Origin of the sequence: Aeromonas veronii (genome assembly GCA_041319085.1) — a bacterium.
GTDB lineage: Bacteria > Pseudomonadota > Gammaproteobacteria > Enterobacterales > Aeromonadaceae > Aeromonas > Aeromonas veronii_F.
On sequence record CP101033.1, the window covers coordinates 2187683 to 2206464 of the forward strand.

General features: G+C 54.0%; 23 protein-coding genes, 5 tRNA genes and 1 pseudogene. 21 read left to right on the plus strand and 8 right to left on the minus strand.

The window, feature by feature from the left end; genetic code table 11:
- The first annotated feature begins 51 nt into the window (after positions 1-51).
- From minC to NMD14_10490, 6 genes are all read left to right on the plus strand, one after another.
- Positions 52-759 carry a septum site-determining protein MinC gene (gene minC / locus NMD14_10465; protein XEI31242.1) on the plus strand — a complete coding sequence of 236 codons (708 nt, stop codon included), beginning with the start codon at positions 52-54 and terminating at the stop codon, positions 757-759.
- Between the two features lie 18 nt (positions 760-777).
- Positions 778-1590: a septum site-determining protein MinD gene (gene minD / locus NMD14_10470; GenBank protein ID XEI31243.1), complete on the plus strand. Its 813-nt coding sequence runs from the start codon at positions 778-780 to the stop codon at positions 1588-1590.
- Positions 1591-1592: 2 nt separating this feature from the next.
- Complete coding sequence (minE, locus tag NMD14_10475) at positions 1593-1859, plus strand: cell division topological specificity factor MinE (protein XEI31244.1); 267 nt, start codon at positions 1593-1595, stop codon at positions 1857-1859.
- 172 nt (positions 1860-2031) lie between these two features.
- Positions 2032-2358, plus strand: coding sequence for an HI1450 family dsDNA-mimic protein (locus tag NMD14_10480; GenBank protein XEI31245.1), 327 nt, complete (start codon positions 2032-2034; stop codon positions 2356-2358).
- Complete coding sequence (gene mtgA, locus NMD14_10485) at positions 2343-3134, plus strand: monofunctional biosynthetic peptidoglycan transglycosylase (GenBank protein ID XEI31246.1); 792 nt, start codon at positions 2343-2345, stop codon at positions 3132-3134. Before NMD14_10480 ends, mtgA begins: the two co-directional genes overlap by 16 nt.
- 279 nt (positions 3135-3413) lie before the next feature.
- Positions 3414-3737 (plus strand): HI1450 family dsDNA-mimic protein, encoded by a 324-nt coding sequence (locus tag NMD14_10490; protein XEI31247.1) that lies wholly within the window; start codon positions 3414-3416, stop codon positions 3735-3737.
- A 55-nt stretch (positions 3738-3792) separates the two neighbouring features.
- Here the strand turns inward: NMD14_10490 and NMD14_10495 are convergent, their stop codons facing one another.
- Together NMD14_10495 and NMD14_10500 are read right to left on the minus strand one after the other, a co-directional pair.
- The gene (locus NMD14_10495) at positions 3793-4104 is read right to left on the minus strand and encodes a DUF1289 domain-containing protein (GenBank protein XEI31248.1); all 312 of its coding nucleotides are present in this window, start codon (positions 4102-4104) and stop codon (positions 3793-3795) included.
- 1 nt (position 4105) lies between these two features.
- Complete coding sequence (locus NMD14_10500) at positions 4106-4966, minus strand: S1-like domain-containing RNA-binding protein (protein ID XEI31249.1); 861 nt, start codon at positions 4964-4966, stop codon at positions 4106-4108.
- 531 nt (positions 4967-5497) lie between these two features.
- Between NMD14_10500 and NMD14_10505 the strand changes: the two genes are divergently transcribed.
- The 3 genes from NMD14_10505 to NMD14_10515 all read left to right on the plus strand — a co-directional run bounded on the left by NMD14_10505 (position 5498) and on the right by NMD14_10515 (position 6495).
- Positions 5498-5962: a MarR family transcriptional regulator gene (locus NMD14_10505; protein XEI31250.1), complete on the plus strand. Its 465-nt coding sequence runs from the start codon at positions 5498-5500 to the stop codon at positions 5960-5962.
- Positions 5963-5964: 2 nt separating this feature from the next.
- Positions 5965-6153 carry a DUF4250 domain-containing protein gene (locus NMD14_10510; GenBank protein ID XEI31251.1) on the plus strand — a complete coding sequence of 63 codons (189 nt, stop codon included), beginning with the start codon at positions 5965-5967 and terminating at the stop codon, positions 6151-6153.
- A gap of 162 nt (positions 6154-6315) precedes the next feature.
- Entirely contained in the window at positions 6316-6495 is a 180-nt protein-coding gene (locus NMD14_10515) for a hypothetical protein (GenBank protein XEI31252.1), read from the plus strand.
- A 168-nt stretch (positions 6496-6663) separates the two neighbouring features.
- Here the strand turns inward: NMD14_10515 and NMD14_10520 are convergent, their stop codons facing one another.
- Positions 6664-7251, minus strand: coding sequence for an FMN-dependent NADH-azoreductase (locus tag NMD14_10520; GenBank protein XEI31253.1), 588 nt, complete (start codon positions 7249-7251; stop codon positions 6664-6666).
- Positions 7252-7476: 225 nt separating this feature from the next.
- Between NMD14_10520 and NMD14_10525 the strand changes: the two genes are divergently transcribed.
- The 4 genes from NMD14_10525 (at position 7477) to NMD14_10540 (ending at position 10747) form a co-directional block, all read left to right on the plus strand.
- Positions 7477-8367: a DMT family transporter gene (locus NMD14_10525; GenBank protein XEI34747.1), complete on the plus strand. Its 891-nt coding sequence runs from the start codon at positions 7477-7479 to the stop codon at positions 8365-8367.
- A gap of 85 nt (positions 8368-8452) precedes the next feature.
- The gene (gene purT, locus NMD14_10530; protein XEI31254.1) at positions 8453-9631 is read left to right on the plus strand and encodes a formate-dependent phosphoribosylglycinamide formyltransferase; all 1179 of its coding nucleotides are present in this window, start codon (positions 8453-8455) and stop codon (positions 9629-9631) included.
- A 125-nt stretch (positions 9632-9756) separates the two neighbouring features.
- Complete coding sequence (gene hxpB / locus NMD14_10535; protein XEI31255.1) at positions 9757-10431, plus strand: hexitol phosphatase HxpB; 675 nt, start codon at positions 9757-9759, stop codon at positions 10429-10431.
- A 112-nt stretch (positions 10432-10543) separates the two neighbouring features.
- Positions 10544-10747: a CPXCG motif-containing cysteine-rich protein gene (locus NMD14_10540; GenBank protein ID XEI31256.1), complete on the plus strand. Its 204-nt coding sequence runs from the start codon at positions 10544-10546 to the stop codon at positions 10745-10747.
- 95 nt (positions 10748-10842) lie between these two features.
- Here the strand turns inward: NMD14_10540 and NMD14_10545 are convergent, their stop codons facing one another.
- Positions 10843-11460: a riboflavin synthase subunit alpha gene (locus NMD14_10545; GenBank protein ID XEI31257.1), complete on the minus strand. Its 618-nt coding sequence runs from the start codon at positions 11458-11460 to the stop codon at positions 10843-10845.
- A 133-nt stretch (positions 11461-11593) separates the two neighbouring features.
- On the opposite strand from NMD14_10545, the gene NMD14_10550 reads away from it, so the two are divergent.
- The 8 genes and pseudogenes from NMD14_10550 to NMD14_10585 all read left to right on the plus strand — a co-directional run bounded on the left by NMD14_10550 (position 11594) and on the right by NMD14_10585 (position 14458).
- On the plus strand, positions 11594-11800 hold the full coding sequence (locus NMD14_10550) for a YaeP family protein (protein ID XEI31258.1): 207 nt from the start codon (positions 11594-11596) through the stop codon (positions 11798-11800).
- A gap of 153 nt (positions 11801-11953) precedes the next feature.
- Positions 11954-13333: an MATE family efflux transporter gene (locus NMD14_10555; protein ID XEI31259.1), complete on the plus strand. Its 1380-nt coding sequence runs from the start codon at positions 11954-11956 to the stop codon at positions 13331-13333.
- Positions 13334-13493: 160 nt separating this feature from the next.
- Positions 13494-13570: transfer RNA gene (locus NMD14_10560), tRNA-Val, on the plus strand.
- Between the two features lie 12 nt (positions 13571-13582).
- Positions 13583-13659: transfer RNA gene (locus tag NMD14_10565), tRNA-Val, on the plus strand.
- A 17-nt stretch (positions 13660-13676) separates the two neighbouring features.
- Positions 13677-13753, plus strand: a tRNA-Val gene (locus tag NMD14_10570).
- 110 nt (positions 13754-13863) lie between these two features.
- Positions 13864-13940 (plus strand) — tRNA-Val (locus NMD14_10575).
- A 37-nt stretch (positions 13941-13977) separates the two neighbouring features.
- A tRNA-Val gene (locus tag NMD14_10580) sits at positions 13978-14054 on the plus strand.
- Between the two features lie 281 nt (positions 14055-14335).
- Positions 14336-14458: pseudogene (locus tag NMD14_10585) on the plus strand (transposase).
- Positions 14459-14667: 209 nt separating this feature from the next.
- On the opposite strand, the gene NMD14_10590 reads toward NMD14_10585, so the two are convergent.
- The 4 genes from NMD14_10590 to NMD14_10605 form a co-directional block, all read right to left on the minus strand.
- Complete coding sequence (locus NMD14_10590; protein ID XEI31260.1) at positions 14668-15879, minus strand: DUF4236 domain-containing protein; 1212 nt, start codon at positions 15877-15879, stop codon at positions 14668-14670.
- 185 nt (positions 15880-16064) lie between these two features.
- Positions 16065-16493 carry a DUF413 domain-containing protein gene (locus NMD14_10595; protein XEI31261.1) on the minus strand — a complete coding sequence of 143 codons (429 nt, stop codon included), beginning with the start codon at positions 16491-16493 and terminating at the stop codon, positions 16065-16067.
- A gap of 6 nt (positions 16494-16499) precedes the next feature.
- On the minus strand, positions 16500-17207 hold the full coding sequence (locus NMD14_10600; GenBank protein ID XEI31262.1) for an OmpA family protein: 708 nt from the start codon (positions 17205-17207) through the stop codon (positions 16500-16502).
- Positions 17204-18757, minus strand: a complete 1554-nt coding sequence (locus NMD14_10605; protein XEI31263.1) for a MotA/TolQ/ExbB proton channel family protein — start codon at positions 18755-18757, stop codon at positions 17204-17206. The genes NMD14_10600 and NMD14_10605 overlap by 4 nt, the downstream gene beginning before the upstream one ends.
- Between the last annotated feature and the right edge of the window lie 25 nt (positions 18758-18782).

Consider the following 18782-nt stretch of genomic DNA (forward strand, 5'->3'; position numbering starts at 1 on the left):
TCAGGAATTGAATAACAATAACGGATTACCGTCTCGGTTCGGGGAAGATTCATGGTTGAGCGCGATAACGAATTGAAAGGAACCACCTTCACTATTTCTGTGTTGCATCTCAGCGATGGCGAGCCTGAGCGGATACGTCAGTTGTTGGCCGAAAAAGTGGCCCGCGCCCCCTACTTTTTTAATTGTGCGCCGCTGGTGATCAATGTTTCCCGACTGGAACATATTCCCGATTTCGAACAGCTTAAGGAGCTGGTAGAGTCCGAAGAGTTTGTGCTGGTCGGCATCACGGGGGCACGCAGTGAAGAGATGAAGACAGCTGCCAAGGCGGTGGGACTGGCCGTGATGGCGTCAGGCAAGAGTCGCAAGAGCGAACCGCCCCCCGAGCCTGCGCCCCCTGTGGTGATCCCCGACCCCGAACCTGCCCCTTTGATCCCAAGCAAGATACATGTGGGACCAATTCGTTCCGGCCAGCAGATTTACGCCGCCGGCACCTCGCTGGTGGTGCTGGGTTCCGTCAGTGCGGGAGCCGAAGTCCTCGCCGACGACAGCATTCATATTTATGGCGCCCTGCGTGGCAGAGCCATTGCCGGCGCCCGGGGCAACACCCAGGCCCGGATCTATTGCCAGCAATTACAGGCCGAGCTGCTCTCCATTGCGGGCACATTCCAACTGAGCGATGCATTGCCGGCAGGCCTGATCCAGCAACCGGTACACATCCGGCTGGACAACGAACAACTCCGAATAGACCGTATCAAATAGAGTTACAAGGAAGCGAGAATGGCGCGAATCATAGTCGTTACATCGGGTAAAGGTGGCGTTGGCAAGACCACAACCAGTGCGGCCCTGAGCACTGGCTTAGCCCAGCGTGGTCACAAGACAGTGGTCATTGACTTTGACATCGGTCTGAGAAACCTGGATCTCATCATGGGCTGCGAGCGCCGCGTGGTGTATGACTTCGTCAACGTCATCAACGGGGAAGCAAACCTTAATCAGGCGCTGATCAAGGACAAACGCTCGGAAAACCTGTTTATCCTGCCCGCCTCCCAAACCCGGGACAAAGATGCCCTCACCCGTGAGGGGGTCGAGAAGATCCTGGATCAGCTGGCGGAGATGAAGTTCGACTACATCGTCTGCGACTCCCCGGCGGGGATCGAGGCAGGCGCGCTGATGGCGCTCTATTTTGCCGACGAGGCCATCGTCACCACCAACCCGGAAGTCTCTTCCGTGCGTGACTCCGACCGCATCCTTGGCATCCTGGCCTCCAAGTCCCGTCGTGCCGAGCGGGGTGAAGACCCCATCAAGGAGCACCTGCTACTGACCCGCTACTGCCCGACCCGCGTCAACCGCGGCGACATGCTGAGCGTGCAGGATGTGCAGGAGATCTTGGCCATCCCGCTGCTCGGGGTGATCCCGGAGTCCCAGGCGGTGCTGCGCGCCTCCAACTCCGGCGAACCAGTCATTCTGGACAAGGAGTCCGATGCCGGTCAGGCCTATGAAGATGCGGTGTCCCGCCTGTTGGGCGATGCCAAGGAATTTCGTTTTCTGGAAGAAGAGAAGAAGGGCTTCTTTAGCCGACTGTTCGGGAGTTAAACATGTCATTATTGGATTATTTTCGTTCCAACAAGAAACAGAACACCGCACAACTGGCCAAAGAGCGGTTGCAAATCATTGTTGCTCACGAGCGTTCATCCAGAGGGGGGCCGGATTACCTGCCCCAGCTCAAGCAGGATATCCTCGATGTGATCCGCAAATACGTCAACATTGATCCGGAGAAGATAACCGTCCAACTGGATCAGAAGAGTGATGAGCTGTCGGTACTGGAGCTCAACATCACCTTCGCCGATGACAAGAAGGGATGAGCTGACGCCCTATGCGTGACCCCTTGCCCCAATGAAGACCGGATCCTGTCACTGGATCTGGTTTTTTATTGGCACAAAAACAGCTCACGGCGGCACGACTCATCTCACCAAGGGGTCTGCCGACCGCTAGATTTTACGCCGCACCTTTTCTCTTTTCTGGAACAGACCGCTTATGTCTATGAATGACGAAATACACAGCGTCGAGGAACTGCTCGATACCGCCCTAGAACTCTTTATGGAGCTGGCCTCTGACAACCTGCCTGAGCATGAGATCGCCCGCTTCAATCAGGAGTTCAACGACCGCGGCCTGCTGGCCGAAACCGACCCTGCCGATGACTGGGAAGCGGACGTGGGTTTTGCGGTGAGCGACACCGACTATGCCGAAATCTGGGTTGGTCTTGGCAACGAAGAACAAGAGTATGAGCACCTGTTTGCCCGTATGCTGCTCTCCCGCCGTGTTGACGAGAAGTTCTGCCACATCGAATGGCTGCCCCAATAATTCCGGATCCCGATGATCCCAGCCACTATCAGTGGGCGTCAGCCTCTGACACCGCGGCTCCCGTGCGCGCTTCAGCACCGCTCGGCCGCCGGGTGCTGAGGTGGGCAGGCAAGATCGCGCTGGCAGGGCTGATCTGCTCGGTCGGCTCGGTCGCCTTGCTGCGTTTTATTGATCCGCCGATGTGGAGCTGGCGTATCGAGCGGGCCCTGTTTCCGCCCGCCAAGATCACCGAGGTGCGCCATGAGTGGGTGGATCTGGAGTCCATCTCCAAGGAGCTGCAACTGGCGGTCATCGCGGCCGAGGATCAGCGCTTTGCCGAGCACAACGGCTTTGACATGGATGCCATCAACGCCGCGCTCAAGCATAATCAGCACAGCGAACGGGTACGCGGCGCCAGCACCCTCAGCCAGCAGACCGCCAAGAACCTCTTTATGTGGAGTGACCGCAGCTTCCTGCGCAAGGGGCTGGAGGCCTGGTTTACCCTGCTGATGGAGCTGGGTTGGGACAAGGCCCGCATTCTCGAGGTCTATCTCAATATCGTGGAGTTCGGCCCTGGCATCTATGGTGCCGAGGCTGCCGCCCGCACCTACTTTGGCAAACCGGCCAGCCGCTTGACTCGCTACGAGTCATCCCTGCTGGCCGCCGCCCTGCCCAATCCGTGGCGCTATCGGGTCAAGCCCCCTTCGCCCTATGTGCAGAAGCGCTCGGTCTGGATCCGCCGTCAGATGGGGCAACTGGGCCAAATCACCCTCAATCGGGTGCATCAGGCCGACTGATCCTCAAGGCTCATCGGATTTCTCCGGTGGGCCCAGATGGCCGCCCACTGTCTCGCGGTGGAGCGGCAGATAGTGCCACCACCAGGCCTCGCGCCGTCGCTTGATCTGTTGCCGCCGTCCGCGCTGTTTCATCCCCTCGCTCCCTGCCAGATGATCCGCGCCTTAACCATACTCCCCCAATGGCAACTTGGACAGGTCAGGCACGCCCGGCGCACTGGTCTGGCCGCCACTGCCAATAATTGTTACAGTAGCGAACCTCGATGTATCTGGAGTGATTTCATGGAACAGCGTACCCCGGATCAGCTGGTCGAATGGGCCTATGATCAGTTTCTTGAGCAGGCCGCCGATATGCTGGCCCCCGAACAAATAGTCGACATCACCCTGGAGTTTGAGCAGCGTGGCGCCGTGGAGGCAACCCTGCCCAATGCCGACTGGTCAACCGAGCTGGGTGAGCCGGTCGATATGGAGCGCTGGGTCGAAGTGTGGGTCGGTTTGCTGGATCATCAGGATGAATTTGAGGTGATCTTCGCCACCTTCCTGCTGCCCCGTCTGCTGACTGAAGATCAAGTGCATGTGCGCTGGCATCGCCAGCAGCAGGCATAAAAAAGGCGCCATCGGCGCCTTTCTTATTTCTGTGCTCTCTTATTGCTGTTCGCTGCTAACCCTGAGCCGCGATGGCCTTGGCCAGACAGCGGCGGCACCAGCAGGCGCTGGCCTCCTGCATCGGCAATACCGGCAACTGGCTGCACCAGCACTGCGCAATGGTCTGACCGGCAGAGACGGCGCAATAGGCCGGTTCGCCACAACCCGGGCAGCGGTGGGTGCTTTTCGAGCCATTCAGCTCGGCCATCACCGCCAGCTGGGCCTTGCTATCCATCGCCGACCAGTGGCCGATCTCGGTCAGGGTGCGGCCACAACCAAGGCAAAGCCCATCTTTCGCCTTGCAGAGGCCAACACAGGGACTCGGCATCTTATTCGCTATCCACTGCCGAGTCGGTCTCTGTGGCCACCAGAGTGATGGCATTGTCTTCAATGACAATCTTGCCCTGCTTGTAGAGGCCGCCGATCGCCTTCTTGAAGGTGCCCTTACTCATGCTGAACAGCTTGTAGATGAGCTCGGGTTCGCTCTTGTCACCCACCGCCAGGCTGCCGCCCTGCTTTTTCATCCGGCTCAGAATGCGTTCACCGGCGTCATCAACCCGCGCCAGACCCGGCTTTTGCAGGGTCAGATCCAGCTTGCCATCCTCGCGCACCTGCTTGACCCAGGCAGTTTGCGGCCGACCGGTCATCACCCGGCCAAACACTTCGTTCTTGAACAGCATGCCGGGATACTGACCGTTGACGATCACCTTGATGCCAAGAGGCGAGTGCTCGCCCGGCAGCGCGGTCACTTCGTCACCGACCTTGAAGTTGCTGCCGGCTGGGGTCAGGAAACGCTCGATGCGGCTGGTGCCGACCATTCGCCCTTCGTTATCCAGTTGCAGACGCACCAGATAGACGTGGCCCACCTGCATCGGCTTGTTCTGCTCGCGGCTGGGCACGAACAGATCCTTTTTCATGCCCCAGTCGAGGAAGGCGCCAATCTTGTTGGCATTGACCACTTTCAGACCGGCAAATTCGTCCACCATGGCAAATGGCTTGTCGGTGGTGATCACCGGCTCGCAATCGGCATCCAGATAGAGGAAGACCTGCACGCTATCCCCCTCTTTCACCCCTTCCGGCAGTTGACGCTTGGGCAGCAGCAGTTCGCCGTACTCATCGGCCGCAAGCCAGGCACCACGGTCTTCGAGTTCAACAACGGTGAGGGTGTTCATCTTGCCAATCTGTATCATGGTGCTCTCTTTTTTCATTACCTGGATGGGCCAACTGATCCATGGCCCCTATGGGCGCGCATGTTACCTCAAGAGCGGTGATCTGGCCTAGTCCCCAAGCCACCAAGGGCCGCCTTTTCGCCGCTATCTTACCCGCCAATGGTGATTAAATCGCCAAACAGGCGGCCATTTACTGCAAATAACCCCACCATTAGATAGACTTCGCGGCTGTTAAAATCCAGAAGAACTGTCGATGACCCCATCCACCCGTCCCCGTCATCTTATGGATCCAAAACCACAGCAATCTGGACATGACCTAGCCTACCCTGCCCAGCTAGTGCTGCCGCCAGCGAACGCCCCCATCCTGGATGCGTAAAGGCTGAACAGTGAGGGATTAAAAGCCCGATGGTCAGACCCGATTTTCCTTGAGGGCGTGCGCCACCGCACATTTCATCGCAACCGGGTCAGACAAATCTGCTTGAGTTTCGTATCATCAATGTCAAAGTATCAAAAGAAACTGCATCTGATGCAGCCGCCACAGCAGGGTGTTATATGTCAAAAATCATAGCGTTACTCGCTCACTACCCACCTTATCAGTTGGTACATGCCGCCGAGATGCTACGGGATACCTTCGAACAGTTTTATGAACAGCGTTACCAGCTGACCGTGCCGCAATGGCGCCTGATGATGGTGCTCGGCCCCAACTACCCCATCAGCCAGAAAGAACTGGTCGAGGCGAGCGGCATGGACAAGGTACGCATCTCCCGCGAGATCCGCCGTCTGGTCGAAAAAGGGATCATCTTTACCGAAAGCAGCGAGCAGGACAAACGCATCAGCCTGGTCTCTCTCACCAACGCCGGTCTAGCCCTCTTCCAACAGCTCAAGAGCGAAGCTGGCAGCTGGCAACATACCCTGACCGACTATCTGCCAAGCGAATCCCGCGAGGCGATCCGCCAGCATCTGCACAGCGTCAGTGCTGCCATCGAGCAGCTGCAGTCGCTGGATCGGGAGAAGTAATCATGGATTTGAAAAAATTCGCCACCATGGACGTCAACATGCTGCTGAGCGTTGTCAATATGCAGCTGCGTGATCGCTATGACGATCTGGATGATCTCTGCAAGGCGCAGGAGATCGATCAGGAAGCACTGAAGGCGCGGCTCGCCAGCCGCGATTTTCACTACCAGCCAGCGCAGAAACAGTTCAGATAAGGACAGGTAGCGGGATCGGGATCACAGCGCCAGTGATGGCGCTGGCTCTGCGGTAAAAACCTGATATGGTCTGAAGAGCCTCACAGGGTGATACACGGATACATCACCCTGTCACAAGAGGGCATTAACATCGTTTCAGGTGAGCAAACCAAGGATGACCCCATGATATTGATGACCCGACAGAGCCTGTTGATCACGCTCAGCACCCTGTTAATGATCAGCCTCTTCACGCCCCAATTGCCGCAAAGTACCGAACAGTGGCTCACTACCCTGTTGCTTGGCCTGCTGGTCGCGGTGACGCTGCTGCTGGTGCGCGGTTGTCGCCGTTTTATGATGGAGTAGTGACTCCGCCAAAACCTCTATATGGCCCGCTTGCCGCGATACCCTCTGTAGCAATAACGTCTGGCGCAATCACATCTAGCCAAAAAACAAACGCAGCCTGAAGGCTGCGTTGTGGTATCTGGCGGGGCAACCTCTTGAAGAGAAAGCCCCTGACTGGGTAGAGAGCCCTTAGATAGCCAGGCTTTCCAGCTGCGCCTTGGCGGCTTCCATCCCCTTGCTCTGGGCATCCGGGCCCATCCCCATCCCTTCGGCGTAGATGAAATCCACCTCTTTGATACCGATGAAACCGAGCACGGTACGCATGTAGGGGGTCACCAGATCGGTGGCGCTGCCGACGTGCATACCGCCGCGGGGGCTGATCACCAGCGCACGAGTATTCTCAACCATGCCGACCGGGCCGGTCTCAGTGTAGCGGAAAGTGACACCGGCGCGCGCCACCAGATCGATCCAGTTTTTCAGCTGGGTCGGGATGTTGAAGTTGTACATGGGGGCCGCAATCACCACCAGATCGCTCGCTTTGAGTTCGGCAATCAGCTCGTCAGACTGGGCGATCACCGCCAGCTGACGCTCACTCAAGTTGTCTCCACCGCGCAGGCCGGAGGCCAGTTCGCCATCCAGCACCGGCAGGTTGAGGGCCGCCAGATCCCGCACGGTCACGGTATCGCTCTGATGCTGGGCAAGAAAGCCGTCGATCAGGGCGTTGGATTGGGAATATTGACCCAGGATGCTGGATTTGAGTACGAGGATATTGGCCATGGTGAAACTCCATTTGGTTGTCGGTTGAACAGCGTTGCTGTCGATGGAGGTCACTCTAAACATTGTGCTTATTTGCTGATAGCGAAAATAGATGCTCAACTTGTTCAAAATTTTTGATGCAAGGTCACTTCCTCGCCAGCCAGCCCCACGGCCGCGCTTCAACCCTTGGCAGAACAAACGATTGCCGTTATGATCCGCCGCACTTTTTCCAGCGACCCGGATCCCATGATACCCTCGCGCAGGCACTCTCCTTTGGCCGGTGCAGTCTGGATGATGGTGGCAGGACTCTGTTTCGCCGCCGTCAACAGCCTGAGCCAGTATGTCAGCTTCAAACTTGGCCTTGCCTCTACCCAAGTCGCCTTCCATCAATACCTGATCGCCCTGCTCTGCCTGCTGCCCTGGCTGGTTCGTCACGGCCTGCGTCAATCCCTGATGACCAATCAGTTCCGGTTGCACCTGTTGCGGGTATTGCTGGCAGTAATCGGTATCCAACTCTGGCTCTGGGCACTTGCCTTTCCCGTCCCCATCTGGCAGGGGATCGCCCTGCTGATGACCTCACCGCTGTTTGCCACCCTGGGCTCTGCCCTACTGCTTAAGGAGCAGGTGAGCCGTGCCCGCATTCTGGCCACCCTGGCGGGCTTTGCCGGTGCCATGCTGATCCTGGCCCCCTGGACCGACGAGTTCAATTGGGCCTCCCTGCTGCCGGTGGCGGCGGCACTGTTCTGGGCCGGTTACTCCCTGATGGTGCGCTATCAGGCGGCCAACGAATCATCCCACACCATAGTGGTGTATCTGCTTATTTTTAGTACCCCGTTCAACGTCATGCTGGCACTGCCACAGTGGCAGTGGCCAAGCGAGAGCCAATGGCTGCTGGTGGCCGCCTCCGGTGTGCTGACGGCACTGGCCCAGATGTCCATCGCTCGCGCCTACAGCGTGGCGGAGGCCTCCTTCGTGCAACCTTTCGATTTTGCCAAGCTGCCGATGAACGTGCTGGCGGGCTGGCTGGTATTTGGCTGGGCGCCTCCCGGCCGTCTGTGGCTTGGCGCCGCCATCATCATTGGCGCCATTACCTTGCTGACCCATCTGGAGCAGCGCGCTCACAAACCCGTTTCCTGAGGTACGCCATGCGTGCCTCTTTTTTTGTCCGCTATTCGTGCGATAGCGATCATCAACAATGACCATCGACATCAGGAGAGATCGTATGTTTGGAACCGCAACCCGCCCCGGCGCCACCCGTGCCCTGCTGCTGGGCTCCGGCGAACTTGGCAAGGAGGTCGCCATCGAGTTGCAACGGTTCGGGATCGAAGTGATCGCCGCCGACCGCTACCCCAATGCCCCCGCCATGCAGGTGGCGCACAAAGCCCATGTGCTGGATATGCTCGATGGCAACGCCCTGCGCGAGCTGGTCGCCGAGGTTAAACCCGACCTCATCATCCCCGAGATTGAAGCGATTGCCACCGATACCCTGGCCGCCCTTGAGCAAGAGGGGGTCAAGGTAGTGCCCAACGCCCGCGCCACCCAGCTCACCATGAACCGGGAAGGGATCCGCCGCCTCGCCGCCGAGACTCTGGGTCTGCCCACCTCACCCTACCGTTTTGCCCAAAGCAAAGAGGAGTTTGTCGCCGCCGTCGAGGCTATCGGCCTGCCCTGCGTGGTGAAACCGGTGATGAGCTCGTCCGGCAAGGGACAGAGCGTGCTGCGCGATCTCGCCAAGCTCGATGAGAGCTGGACCTACGCCCAAGAGGGTGGCCGCGCCGGCCGTGGCAAGGTGATCGTCGAGGGCTTCGTTCCCTTTGAGTACGAAATCACCCTGCTCACGGTACGCGCCGTCGATGGCATTCACTTCTGCGAGCCTATCGGCCACCGGCAGGAAGATGGCGACTACCGCGAATCCTGGCAGCCACAGGTGATGAGCGAGCTGGCGCTGGCCCGCTCCAAAGAAGTCGCCGCCAAGGTAGTCGAGGCCCTCGGCGGCTACGGCCTGTTCGGGGTCGAGCTCTTTATCAGGGGCGATGAGGTGTGGTTCAGCGAAGTCTCCCCCCGCCCCCACGACACCGGCATGGTGACCCTGATTTCTCAGGATCTCTCCGAGTTTGCCCTGCACGTGCGCGCCATTTTAGGGCTGCCGGTTGGCACCATCACCCAGTACGGGCCGAGCGCCTCTGCTGTGGTACTGCGCGAAGGGCACAGCCAAGATATCCGCTATCAGGGAATTGGTGAGGCATTGGCGCTGGTGCCGGGCGCCCAGCTGCGGCTGTTTGGCAAGCCGGAGATCGCCGGTCGCCGCCGTCTTGGCGTAGCACTGGCCCGCGCAGAGGATTGCCAGGATGCGGTGGAAAAAGCCAAAGCCGTGGCCGCCAAGGTCGAAGTGTTGTTCTAAGGGCTTTTTTGCCACAGCAAAACAAACGTTTGCCGGTGTGATCGGGCGCAAGGGGCATGCAATGCCCCTTTTGCATTTGCCCGTCAGGCTTATAATCCCCTCTTCAAATTTGTCAGGAGTACAAGATGTTAGCTGCCGTGATCTTCGATATGGATGGTGTTCTGATCGACTCGGAACCCTTTTGGCAACGGGCCCAGATCGCCGTGTTCTCCGAACTGGGCCACCCCCACACCGCCCTGGATTGTGAGTCGACCATCGGCGTGCGCATCGATCAGCTGGTTGCCCACTGGTATCGCCTGCGCCCGTGGAGCGGCCCGACTCAGGAAGAGGTAGTGCAGCGCATTCTGGATCGGGTCAACGCCCTGATCCTCTCCGAAGGTCAGGCCAAGACCGGCGTGCTGGAGGCGCTCGACCTTATCGAGGCCCGCGGGCTGAAAGTGGGTCTGGCCACCTCCTCCCCCTTTGCGATGGTAGAAGCGGTGCTCGGCAAACTCGGTATTCGCGATCGCTTTATGGCGGTTCACTCCGCTGAAATCGAGCGTTTCGGCAAACCGCACCCGGATGTCTATATCCACGCCGCCGAAAAGCTGGGGGTGGAGCCCGTCCATTGTCTGGCCATCGAAGACAGCTTTACCGGTCTGCTGGCGGCCAAGGCGGCCTCCATGACTGCGCTGATCGTGCCGGATCCCGCTTTAGTGGGTGACCCACGCTTGGCCATCGCCAACTACCAGCTCGGCTCGCTGGCCGAGCTGAATGCCGACCTGCTGGCCAGCTGGGTCAAATCGGCCCTGCCGGACTGACCGCCTGCCTCCCTTGATCCCGGTCATAAACGTGCGCTTGCTCGCGGTCATGACTGTGTGAACCAACTAGAATCAAGGGAAAGAAGCATCCCACGGGCCCGAGGAGGTCATCATGATCGAGTACACCAGCAAGCGCATCGTCTGCCCCCACTGTGGCCACCATACTCGGGTCGAGCTGGATGCCAGCCAGGGGGATCAGGAGTTCTACGAGGATTGCATGGCCTGCTGCAACCCCATCCACCTGCGACTGCACCGGGATGAGGAGCGCGACTGCCTGCAACTGTTTGTGGACGCAGACGACGAACAGATGTTCTGACTGCGAGTGTAAGCACTCATAAAATAAGCAAGGGCCCGCATGATGCAGGCCCTCTTTTTATGGCGAATGGCCGAGCGCGCGTTGAGTCAGCCACCTCAACCCGGTTGACGGGACGCCAGCACCCGCTCCACCGTGTCGACGATGGCCTGGGTCTGGGGATCGATCTCGATATTGGTCTGCCAGCCAGCCTTGACCCAACCCAGATTGGTGCGGGCCAGCGTTTCGGGGATCAGGTGGACGCAGAACTCGCTGCCGCGCACATCACCGATGGTCAGACTGATGCCGTCGATGCCGATGTACCCCTTGGTCAGCACATATTTCATCAACTCGGGGGCGAGCCGATACCACACCTGACGGTTGTTGGGGGTGTCGATCACCGAGGTGACCTCTGCCATGCCGATGATATGGCCAGACATGGCGTGACCGCCGATCTCGTCGCCAAAGCGGGCGGCCCGCTCCACGTTGACCTTGTCCCCCACCTGCAGCTTGCCGAGGTTGGTCAGGCGCAGGGTCTCCTGCATCAAATCGAAGCTGACCAGATCCCCTGCAATCCGGGTCACGGTCAAGCAGCAGCCGTTGTGGGCCACCGAGGCGCCGAGGGCCAGCCCTTCCCCCCACGCCGGGCTCGGCATACGGATCACGTGGGTACGGAAGTTGGGCTGCTCCTCGATGGCCACCAGTTCGGCGGTCCCCTGTACTATGCCAGTGAACATCTCTCGTCTCCTGCTCCGGCAAAAATGGCAGGTTAACCTCGGTCAGAGGGCGAGACAAGGGGACATGCTGACAAGCTTGCGCTCGATCGCTATAGTGACGCCGTTCACATCCGGGTAAACAAGGAAAAAAGAAATGCAGGTATATCAATGTTGTGAAGCAATCCGCATCGCCTATAACCAGATTGGCTCCGGTGAGCAGGGCTATGTGCCAAACGCCATCGCCGCTACCATCCGCGCCCTCAACGCCGTCGCCGCGGATGAACGGGTACCAAGCGAACTGCGCGAACAGGCTGCCTATGCCGCCGCCAACCTGCTGATCAGCGATCACGAAGACGCCTGATCCAGCCCCGCCCCGGGATGACAGCGATTTCATCCTGGCTGAATTTCAGGCTAGAATGCCTCCCCCACCCTTTGCACTTTCGTCCGTAAGTGCAAAGGCTCTTCCCGATTTCCGCTATTTTTTTACTCTTATCTGATCCACTCGGAGGTGTCAGTGCAACGTTATTGGTCCGAGGCGAGGCAGCTCGTTCGTTTAGCCAGCCCCATTCTGGTCGCCCAGGTGGCCCAGGTCGCCATGAACTTCGTCGATACCGTGATGGCGGGACAGGTGAGCGCGGTCGATCTGGCGGCCGTGTCGGTGGCGTCCAGCTTCTGGCTACCGGTGATCCTGCTGGTGCAGGGGATCATCATGGCGCTGACCCCCATCGTCTCCCAGCTCAACGGTGCTCGCAAACGGGAAGAGGTACGCCCGGCCGTTCATCAGGGCTTCTGGCTGGCGCTGATCGTCACCCCGCTGGCGATGGTCGCGCTCTATTACAGCCCGCTGGCCTTGCAGTTCATGGATGTGGAGCCGGTGATGGCCGCCAAGACCAGCGGCTATCTGCATGCCATTCTGTGGGGCCTGCCCGCCTTTGCGATGTTCCAGGTGCTGCGCAACTTCAGCGAAGGGCTCTCCCACACCATGCCCACCATGGTGATCGGCTTTGTCGGGCTGGCGGTCAATATTCCCGCCAACTACATCTTCATTCACGGCCACTTCGGCATGCCGAAACTGGGCGGGGTAGGCTGTGGTGTGGCCACCGCCATCGTGCTGTGGGCCATGCTGCTGGCGATGATCCTCTATGTGAAGATCTCCCGTCACTTCACCGAGATCCGTCTCTTCTCCCTACTGGCACGCCCCAACGGCAGCCAGATCTGGCGACTGTTTCGCTTGGGGTTCCCCATCGCCATGGCGATCTTCTGCGAGGTAACCCTGTTTGCCGTGGTAGCCCTGATGCTGGCACCCTTCGGCGCCGAAACGGTGGCGAGCCACCAGATTGCGCTCAACTTCTCCAGTCTGGTCTTTATGCTGCCGCTCTCCATCGGGGTGGGTGTCACCATCCGGGTGGGCCACAGCATCGGTGAAGGCCAGCCCCATCAAGCCCGGGTGGCCGCCCGCACCGGTCTGATGCTAGGCATGGCGGTGGCCGCCGCTACCGCCGCCCTTACCGTGCTGCTGCGCGAGCAGATCGCCTCCATCTATACCGATGATCAGCAGGTGATCGTACTGGCGGCCATTTTGCTGTTCTTCGCCGCCATTTATCAGATCTCCGACTCGGTACAGGTGGTCGCGGCCGCCGCGCTGCGTGGTTATAAGGATACCCAGGCAATCTTCTACGTCACCATCATCGCCTACTGGGGACTGGGACTGCCCACCGGCATGATCCTGGGTCTCACTGACTGGCTGGTGCCACGGATGGGGCCGCAGGGCTTCTGGATCGGCTTTATCGTCGGCCTCACCAGTGCAGCCCTGATGCTGGGGGCGAGATTGCGCTACATCTACGGCCGTTTTGCCAGCCCGGAGGCCTGCAGTGCCCTCTCCAAGGTGCAATAGGGTAAACTCGCCTGCAAAATCAACAGGCTGCGCAAGAACTGGGCAAACAGTCTGCTTTGTGTGTGCGGCCTGTTGACAGCCTTGGGGGGCATGGGTAGTATGCCGACCACACCAGCCGCGCTGGTGTGGTGAAACGGGTTTCTGACTCGGTTTACAAAGTGGGTTTATAGCTCAGTTGGTTAGAGCACTACCTTGACATGGTAGGGGTCGTTGGTTCGAATCCAATTAAACCCACCACTTTTCCGTGATGCGTCCTTAGCTCAGCTGGTTAGAGCACCACCTTGACATGGTGGGGGTCGGTGGTTCGAATCCACTAGGACGCACCATCATGGAAACCTGTTATGCGTCCTTAGCTCAGCTGGTTAGAGCATCACCTTGACATGGTGGGGGTCGGTGGTTCGAATCCACTAGGACGCACCATAACAGTTTGAATAAATTGCAGATGTGGATTTATTGCTCAATTGGTCAGATCATTACTTTGACATGGCATATGCGGTGTCGTTGGTTCGAATCCAGTTGAACACTGATGTGGGTTTATAGCTCAGTTGGTTAGAGCACTACCTTGACATGGTAGGGGTCGTTGGTTCGAATCCAATTAAACCCACCACTCCCCTGCAGTCACACAAAGTCGCCTTGCGCACCCTGCGTCCTTAGCTCAGCTGGTTAGAGCATCACCTTGACATGGTGGGGGTCGGTGGTTCGAATCCACTAGGACGCACCAAATTATAAAAAGCCTGCATTTTTATGCAGGCTTTTTGCTTTCTGATGTTTCAGTTTCATTAGTTTTATTTAAGCCAGAAACGGTCAACATTGAGTCTCATTTTTTCTTCCGTGCCTAAACAGCACTTTTTTGTGCCCGAAACTAATGCGCACTCTCCGTGCCCGGGAGCCCACCTATGACCCCTACCCTGTCAAATGTGAACCAAGATTATGATTGGCTGATCACCTATTGAGGAGTGGCTGTCAGTCGCTCACTGGCGATGCTGTGGGATATTTGGAAGATGGTTGGGGCTAGTCCCTTGGCAGCATCTCAACGGTGGCAAACAAACGTTGCTGTGGATCAGCAAGCGCGGTGACAGTTATCTGCGTACATTAGTAATTCATGGCGCTCGGGCCGTGTTGCGGGTCGCATAACGCAAGGAATCGTTTGCAGGGAGTTGGCTGGCCGGGTTGATGGGGTGGTGCAAGAAAATCGCTTTACGAGTCTGACGGCGTTTACTGCTGAATTCACTGCCAGCGAAGACAAGTTAATTGCTCGAGATGTCCCTATGGGATGCGCTCCGGATGTACATAATGATCTCATAGCAGAAACTGCTTCGCACCTTCCCTAGTATTCACGTTAGTGTGAATGGTTTAATTTTTTGAAAAATATGTGTAGCACTCATATCTCGCATGATGGGAAATTCACCTAATGCTAAAATAGGATCTAATTTATCAAGATGTTCATAATTTATCGATGTCATTTCATCCCGGCTGCACTTGAAGGAAACAATATACTCATCTTCAAGATGGCCATTCTTTTTATTTATTCTTTGAGTGAACCCAGATATAATAACATTATTAAACGGTAAGGTGTGAAAAACTATGCCGGCTAAGCGAAATAAACTTCCATGCACGTAACGTGCATAATTTTTCCTAACGACCGTCTGTGTCATAACTTTTTCTGTAAGGGTCGTTTCACGAGCATTAACAGTGTAAATTTTATCAGGCATATCCTCTATTTCGGCCAAATCAACATCCACCAAAACTGTGGATTGCTCTGCATTAACTTCAAACGCAACCAAAGTCTCACGGGGCCACTCAGTTTCAGCCAACACGCTGGCCAATTGTGATTCAAAAAATGCAGCATCACTGAGAAACTGCCGACGGATATCTGACGAGGTCGAAGTAAGCCTAACTTCATACTCTTTTGCATCACGTTTCCAGTTAGTGTATTGCTCATTCCATACGGTCTTTTGATGTTGATACAGACGATAGATATCGTTGTTTTTTTGTTCTATATCAATTACTTGGAGTTGCCAATTCTTTATGTTTTCAGCCTGACGCTTAGCTCTATTAAAATCTGACTCAAACCACCTTCCTAAAAAGCTTATACCATCATTTTCACCTGGTTGTTCCGAATATGAAAGGTACTCAGGTTTATCTGGACACTGAGGTGCTGGGATTGAAAATGGTGCCAACCTACTTTTAAAATAAGTCGATTCAAGAATTGCCCAAGTCATTCCGACTTTTGGATCTGGTGTGAATTCATGAATATTACAAATAGCAGCGACAACAGACATGTAATCTGAGGCCGTCTGTTCTAATTCGTCTTTAAGTAGATGTTCTTTTGCAGTTCGATTACCATAACCAGAATGTGGCGGTCGATCCAACCGAGTACGATAACTCAGACCTGTTCCTGGTAATCCTAAATTTGCATATGTTCCACGAGAACCAAATGTGATCGACGCCCCCCTTCGCCCGACACTCAGACTCGGTGACCCGTTACTCAAGTTAAGACGAACACCCGGTAAAATCTTGATCGACTTACGAAATCTAAATCCCACGATGCTCTCCTGACATGTTACAGATTACAAAATATAACTTCATTCTGACTTTTACGGTACAAAATATCATATTATTTTACGTCATTTTATGGGTAAAAATGCTCACTACAATGAAGCACTCATTAATATCAGATATTGACATCACTTATGTGACACAAAAAACTGATTTAATTGCATGAACGTTATCACGTTGCCTTGCCTACACTGAGATCACGCCGAACATTCATTACACTCTGCCATAAACGTTCGATTTCATTTTTTGGCTCTAATATCTTCTCTGCTGTCAGAATAAAACGTTTTTGTCCCAGGGTGCAAGGCGATATATGACCATAAATAAGTGCTTCCATCCATGCACCATACTTTCCAAGAATCTTACGGTCTTCCATTGTCAGCATAAAACCTATTCGCGCCAGATCTGATAGATGCTTTCCAATAAGGGTGGTATGCTCATCGTTATTTCTTAATTCATCAAGAAGATCATCATTAACAATACCAGACTCTATCTCTCTCAACCATAGACGTCGTGAATACGGAGTAAGTGAAAAATCGACCCGAATTAGCATAATGCGATCTGCTAATTCGATCAAACTGCTGAAGTCAAGATGCAGTTTCATGATTTCTTATTCCTGAATGATTTTGCGAATCTGTGACTCAGCATTAGTGATCACTTTAAATGTAACCCTACGTGATCTTTCAGGCACTTCAACACCATGCTGATTATATACAGGATGTGCAGAGGAGAATCCCACTGCAGAGAATACCTTTTTTATCCAAGAGCGATGTGTAGCTGCACTAGGCATTTCATATATATACTGCAAAACAGATCTGGTTCTTCCTTGGGATAATACCATATTTTTAAAATAGGCATCATCATCAGATATTGCACCACTCCAATCACTACTCGTATGACCTTCAATGCGAATATCTGATATTTGCTCTTTGAATTTATCCAAAACAGTTAGATAACGCGGAAAAAAATCATTCAAAATAGCTCTAAATTGAGGTTTTAGACCGTCACTGCCGAGTCCAAATAGTACATCCGGTGACTTGAATCGAAACTCAAGAGTTTGCCGATCAATCTCTGCATCCCATTTAGCTAGATCAACAGAAAATTCATCATGCAGGGCCTGGTATAACGCTACCTGAGCGGTTTGATATGCAACTGCTACTTGCTTTATTTTATCTCGTTCAATGCGAACATAATGCATAAATGCAATTGAAATGAACAAAAAAACCATCATTAAACCGGCCATTAGATCGGACATAGACACCCAGTGCTCACTACTTTGGCGACGTGCATTTTGGTGTGCTGTAGTAACACGACTCACGACTGCTTCTCCATGAGATCAAGTATTTTTTGTTGACGAGCCATAGCGGTTTCATAACTCGAAACTAACTTTTCATAATTACTTACAAAACCCTGACTAATCTGAATTAATGCCGCACCTAACTGTTCCAATTCCCTGTTGATTTCGCGTTCAGCACCTTGTTCAAAGTTATTGAATTGTTTGTTAATGGCTTCATTAAAAACATTAACAGAATCGTGGGCCGTACGTTGAAATTCTTGATATCCATTCTCCAAGGAATTACGGAACTTATCATTGCTTAATATCAGTTCTTGATTAATACATTCTGCACCTTGTGCTAAAGCATCACGCATCTTATTATTAGCCGAAATCAACTCAGTACCAATATCTTGAGCTCCTTTCTCTAGCACCTCGCATATCTCACCATTACCTTTAACGAGGTCTTTACCAATTTGACGCAATGCATCCATGCCTTTATGAATTTCAGTCCCAAACTGATTAATGCCATCATCCATAATCTTATTTACGCGTTCAGCATTATTAATAAGGCGATGATCTGATTCCTCAAGAATCTCCTGTAATTTGTCTGCAGAAGTAGTAAACATGCTTCCCATTGCTGCAATATGTTCATGTATCTGCGGAGCTGCGGCCATGGCTTGGTCACGAATCAAAACAAATGACTCAAGATTGAATACAAGATCACCGAGTTGATTTTGTGTAGTTATAATAATGGATTTAAGCTCATCCATAGTTTCAGGGATATTTTTGCAACTACTCTCTATAGCAGTAATCGTCACTGCCACATCAGTCATATCTTTAGCAATGCGAGACATTGACTCTGTATTTATATTGAATTGTTCCTGCATCAGACTTAAATTTTCTTTATAGGAGTCCTGCCACTCTAACAATTTAATGACTGAAGAATCAAGAGCTTTAAAATTATCACCGAATTGTCCAAAAAGAGCATTATTGAAATCATTTACGATACCTCTAAGTGACTCACCAATCAACTCAGATGACACGGTTGCAACGTTATTTGAAAATGTATCGAATTTACTTGATAAAGCTTCATCAAATTCTTCATTATGCTTTGATATATATAGCCGCAATTCTTTAAGTTGACTATTCAATGAAGATTGCTCTGTCCCACAAAGCCCCTGCTGAATATCTAACAAAATATCAGTTTGTTTTAGAATTGAAGCATCTATACTTCTTTGAAACGCATCTGCCTCGTCGCGCATGTCCGCAAAACGCCATGCGTCTATGGTATTAAATATAATGGCTGCTAACATACCGATAATACTACTTACAAACGCAGTCTTAAGCCCACTAAGTAAATTCGGTATACTACTATCGATATTTATAGTATCGAAATCTAACAAACCAAGTACCACCCCCCAGAATGTACCGAGTATACCCAAAGAGGTCATCAAGGTCGGCGCATACTCAATAAAACGTTTACGTTTCCCATCTTTATCCAGAAATAGTGAAACCATTAAAATCAATGTGATTAATACCGAAAATACGATAGTCGTTGTATTTTCAAATAAATCGTAAAACATAGTTAACATATCCTATATCGTGTTACTAATCGAC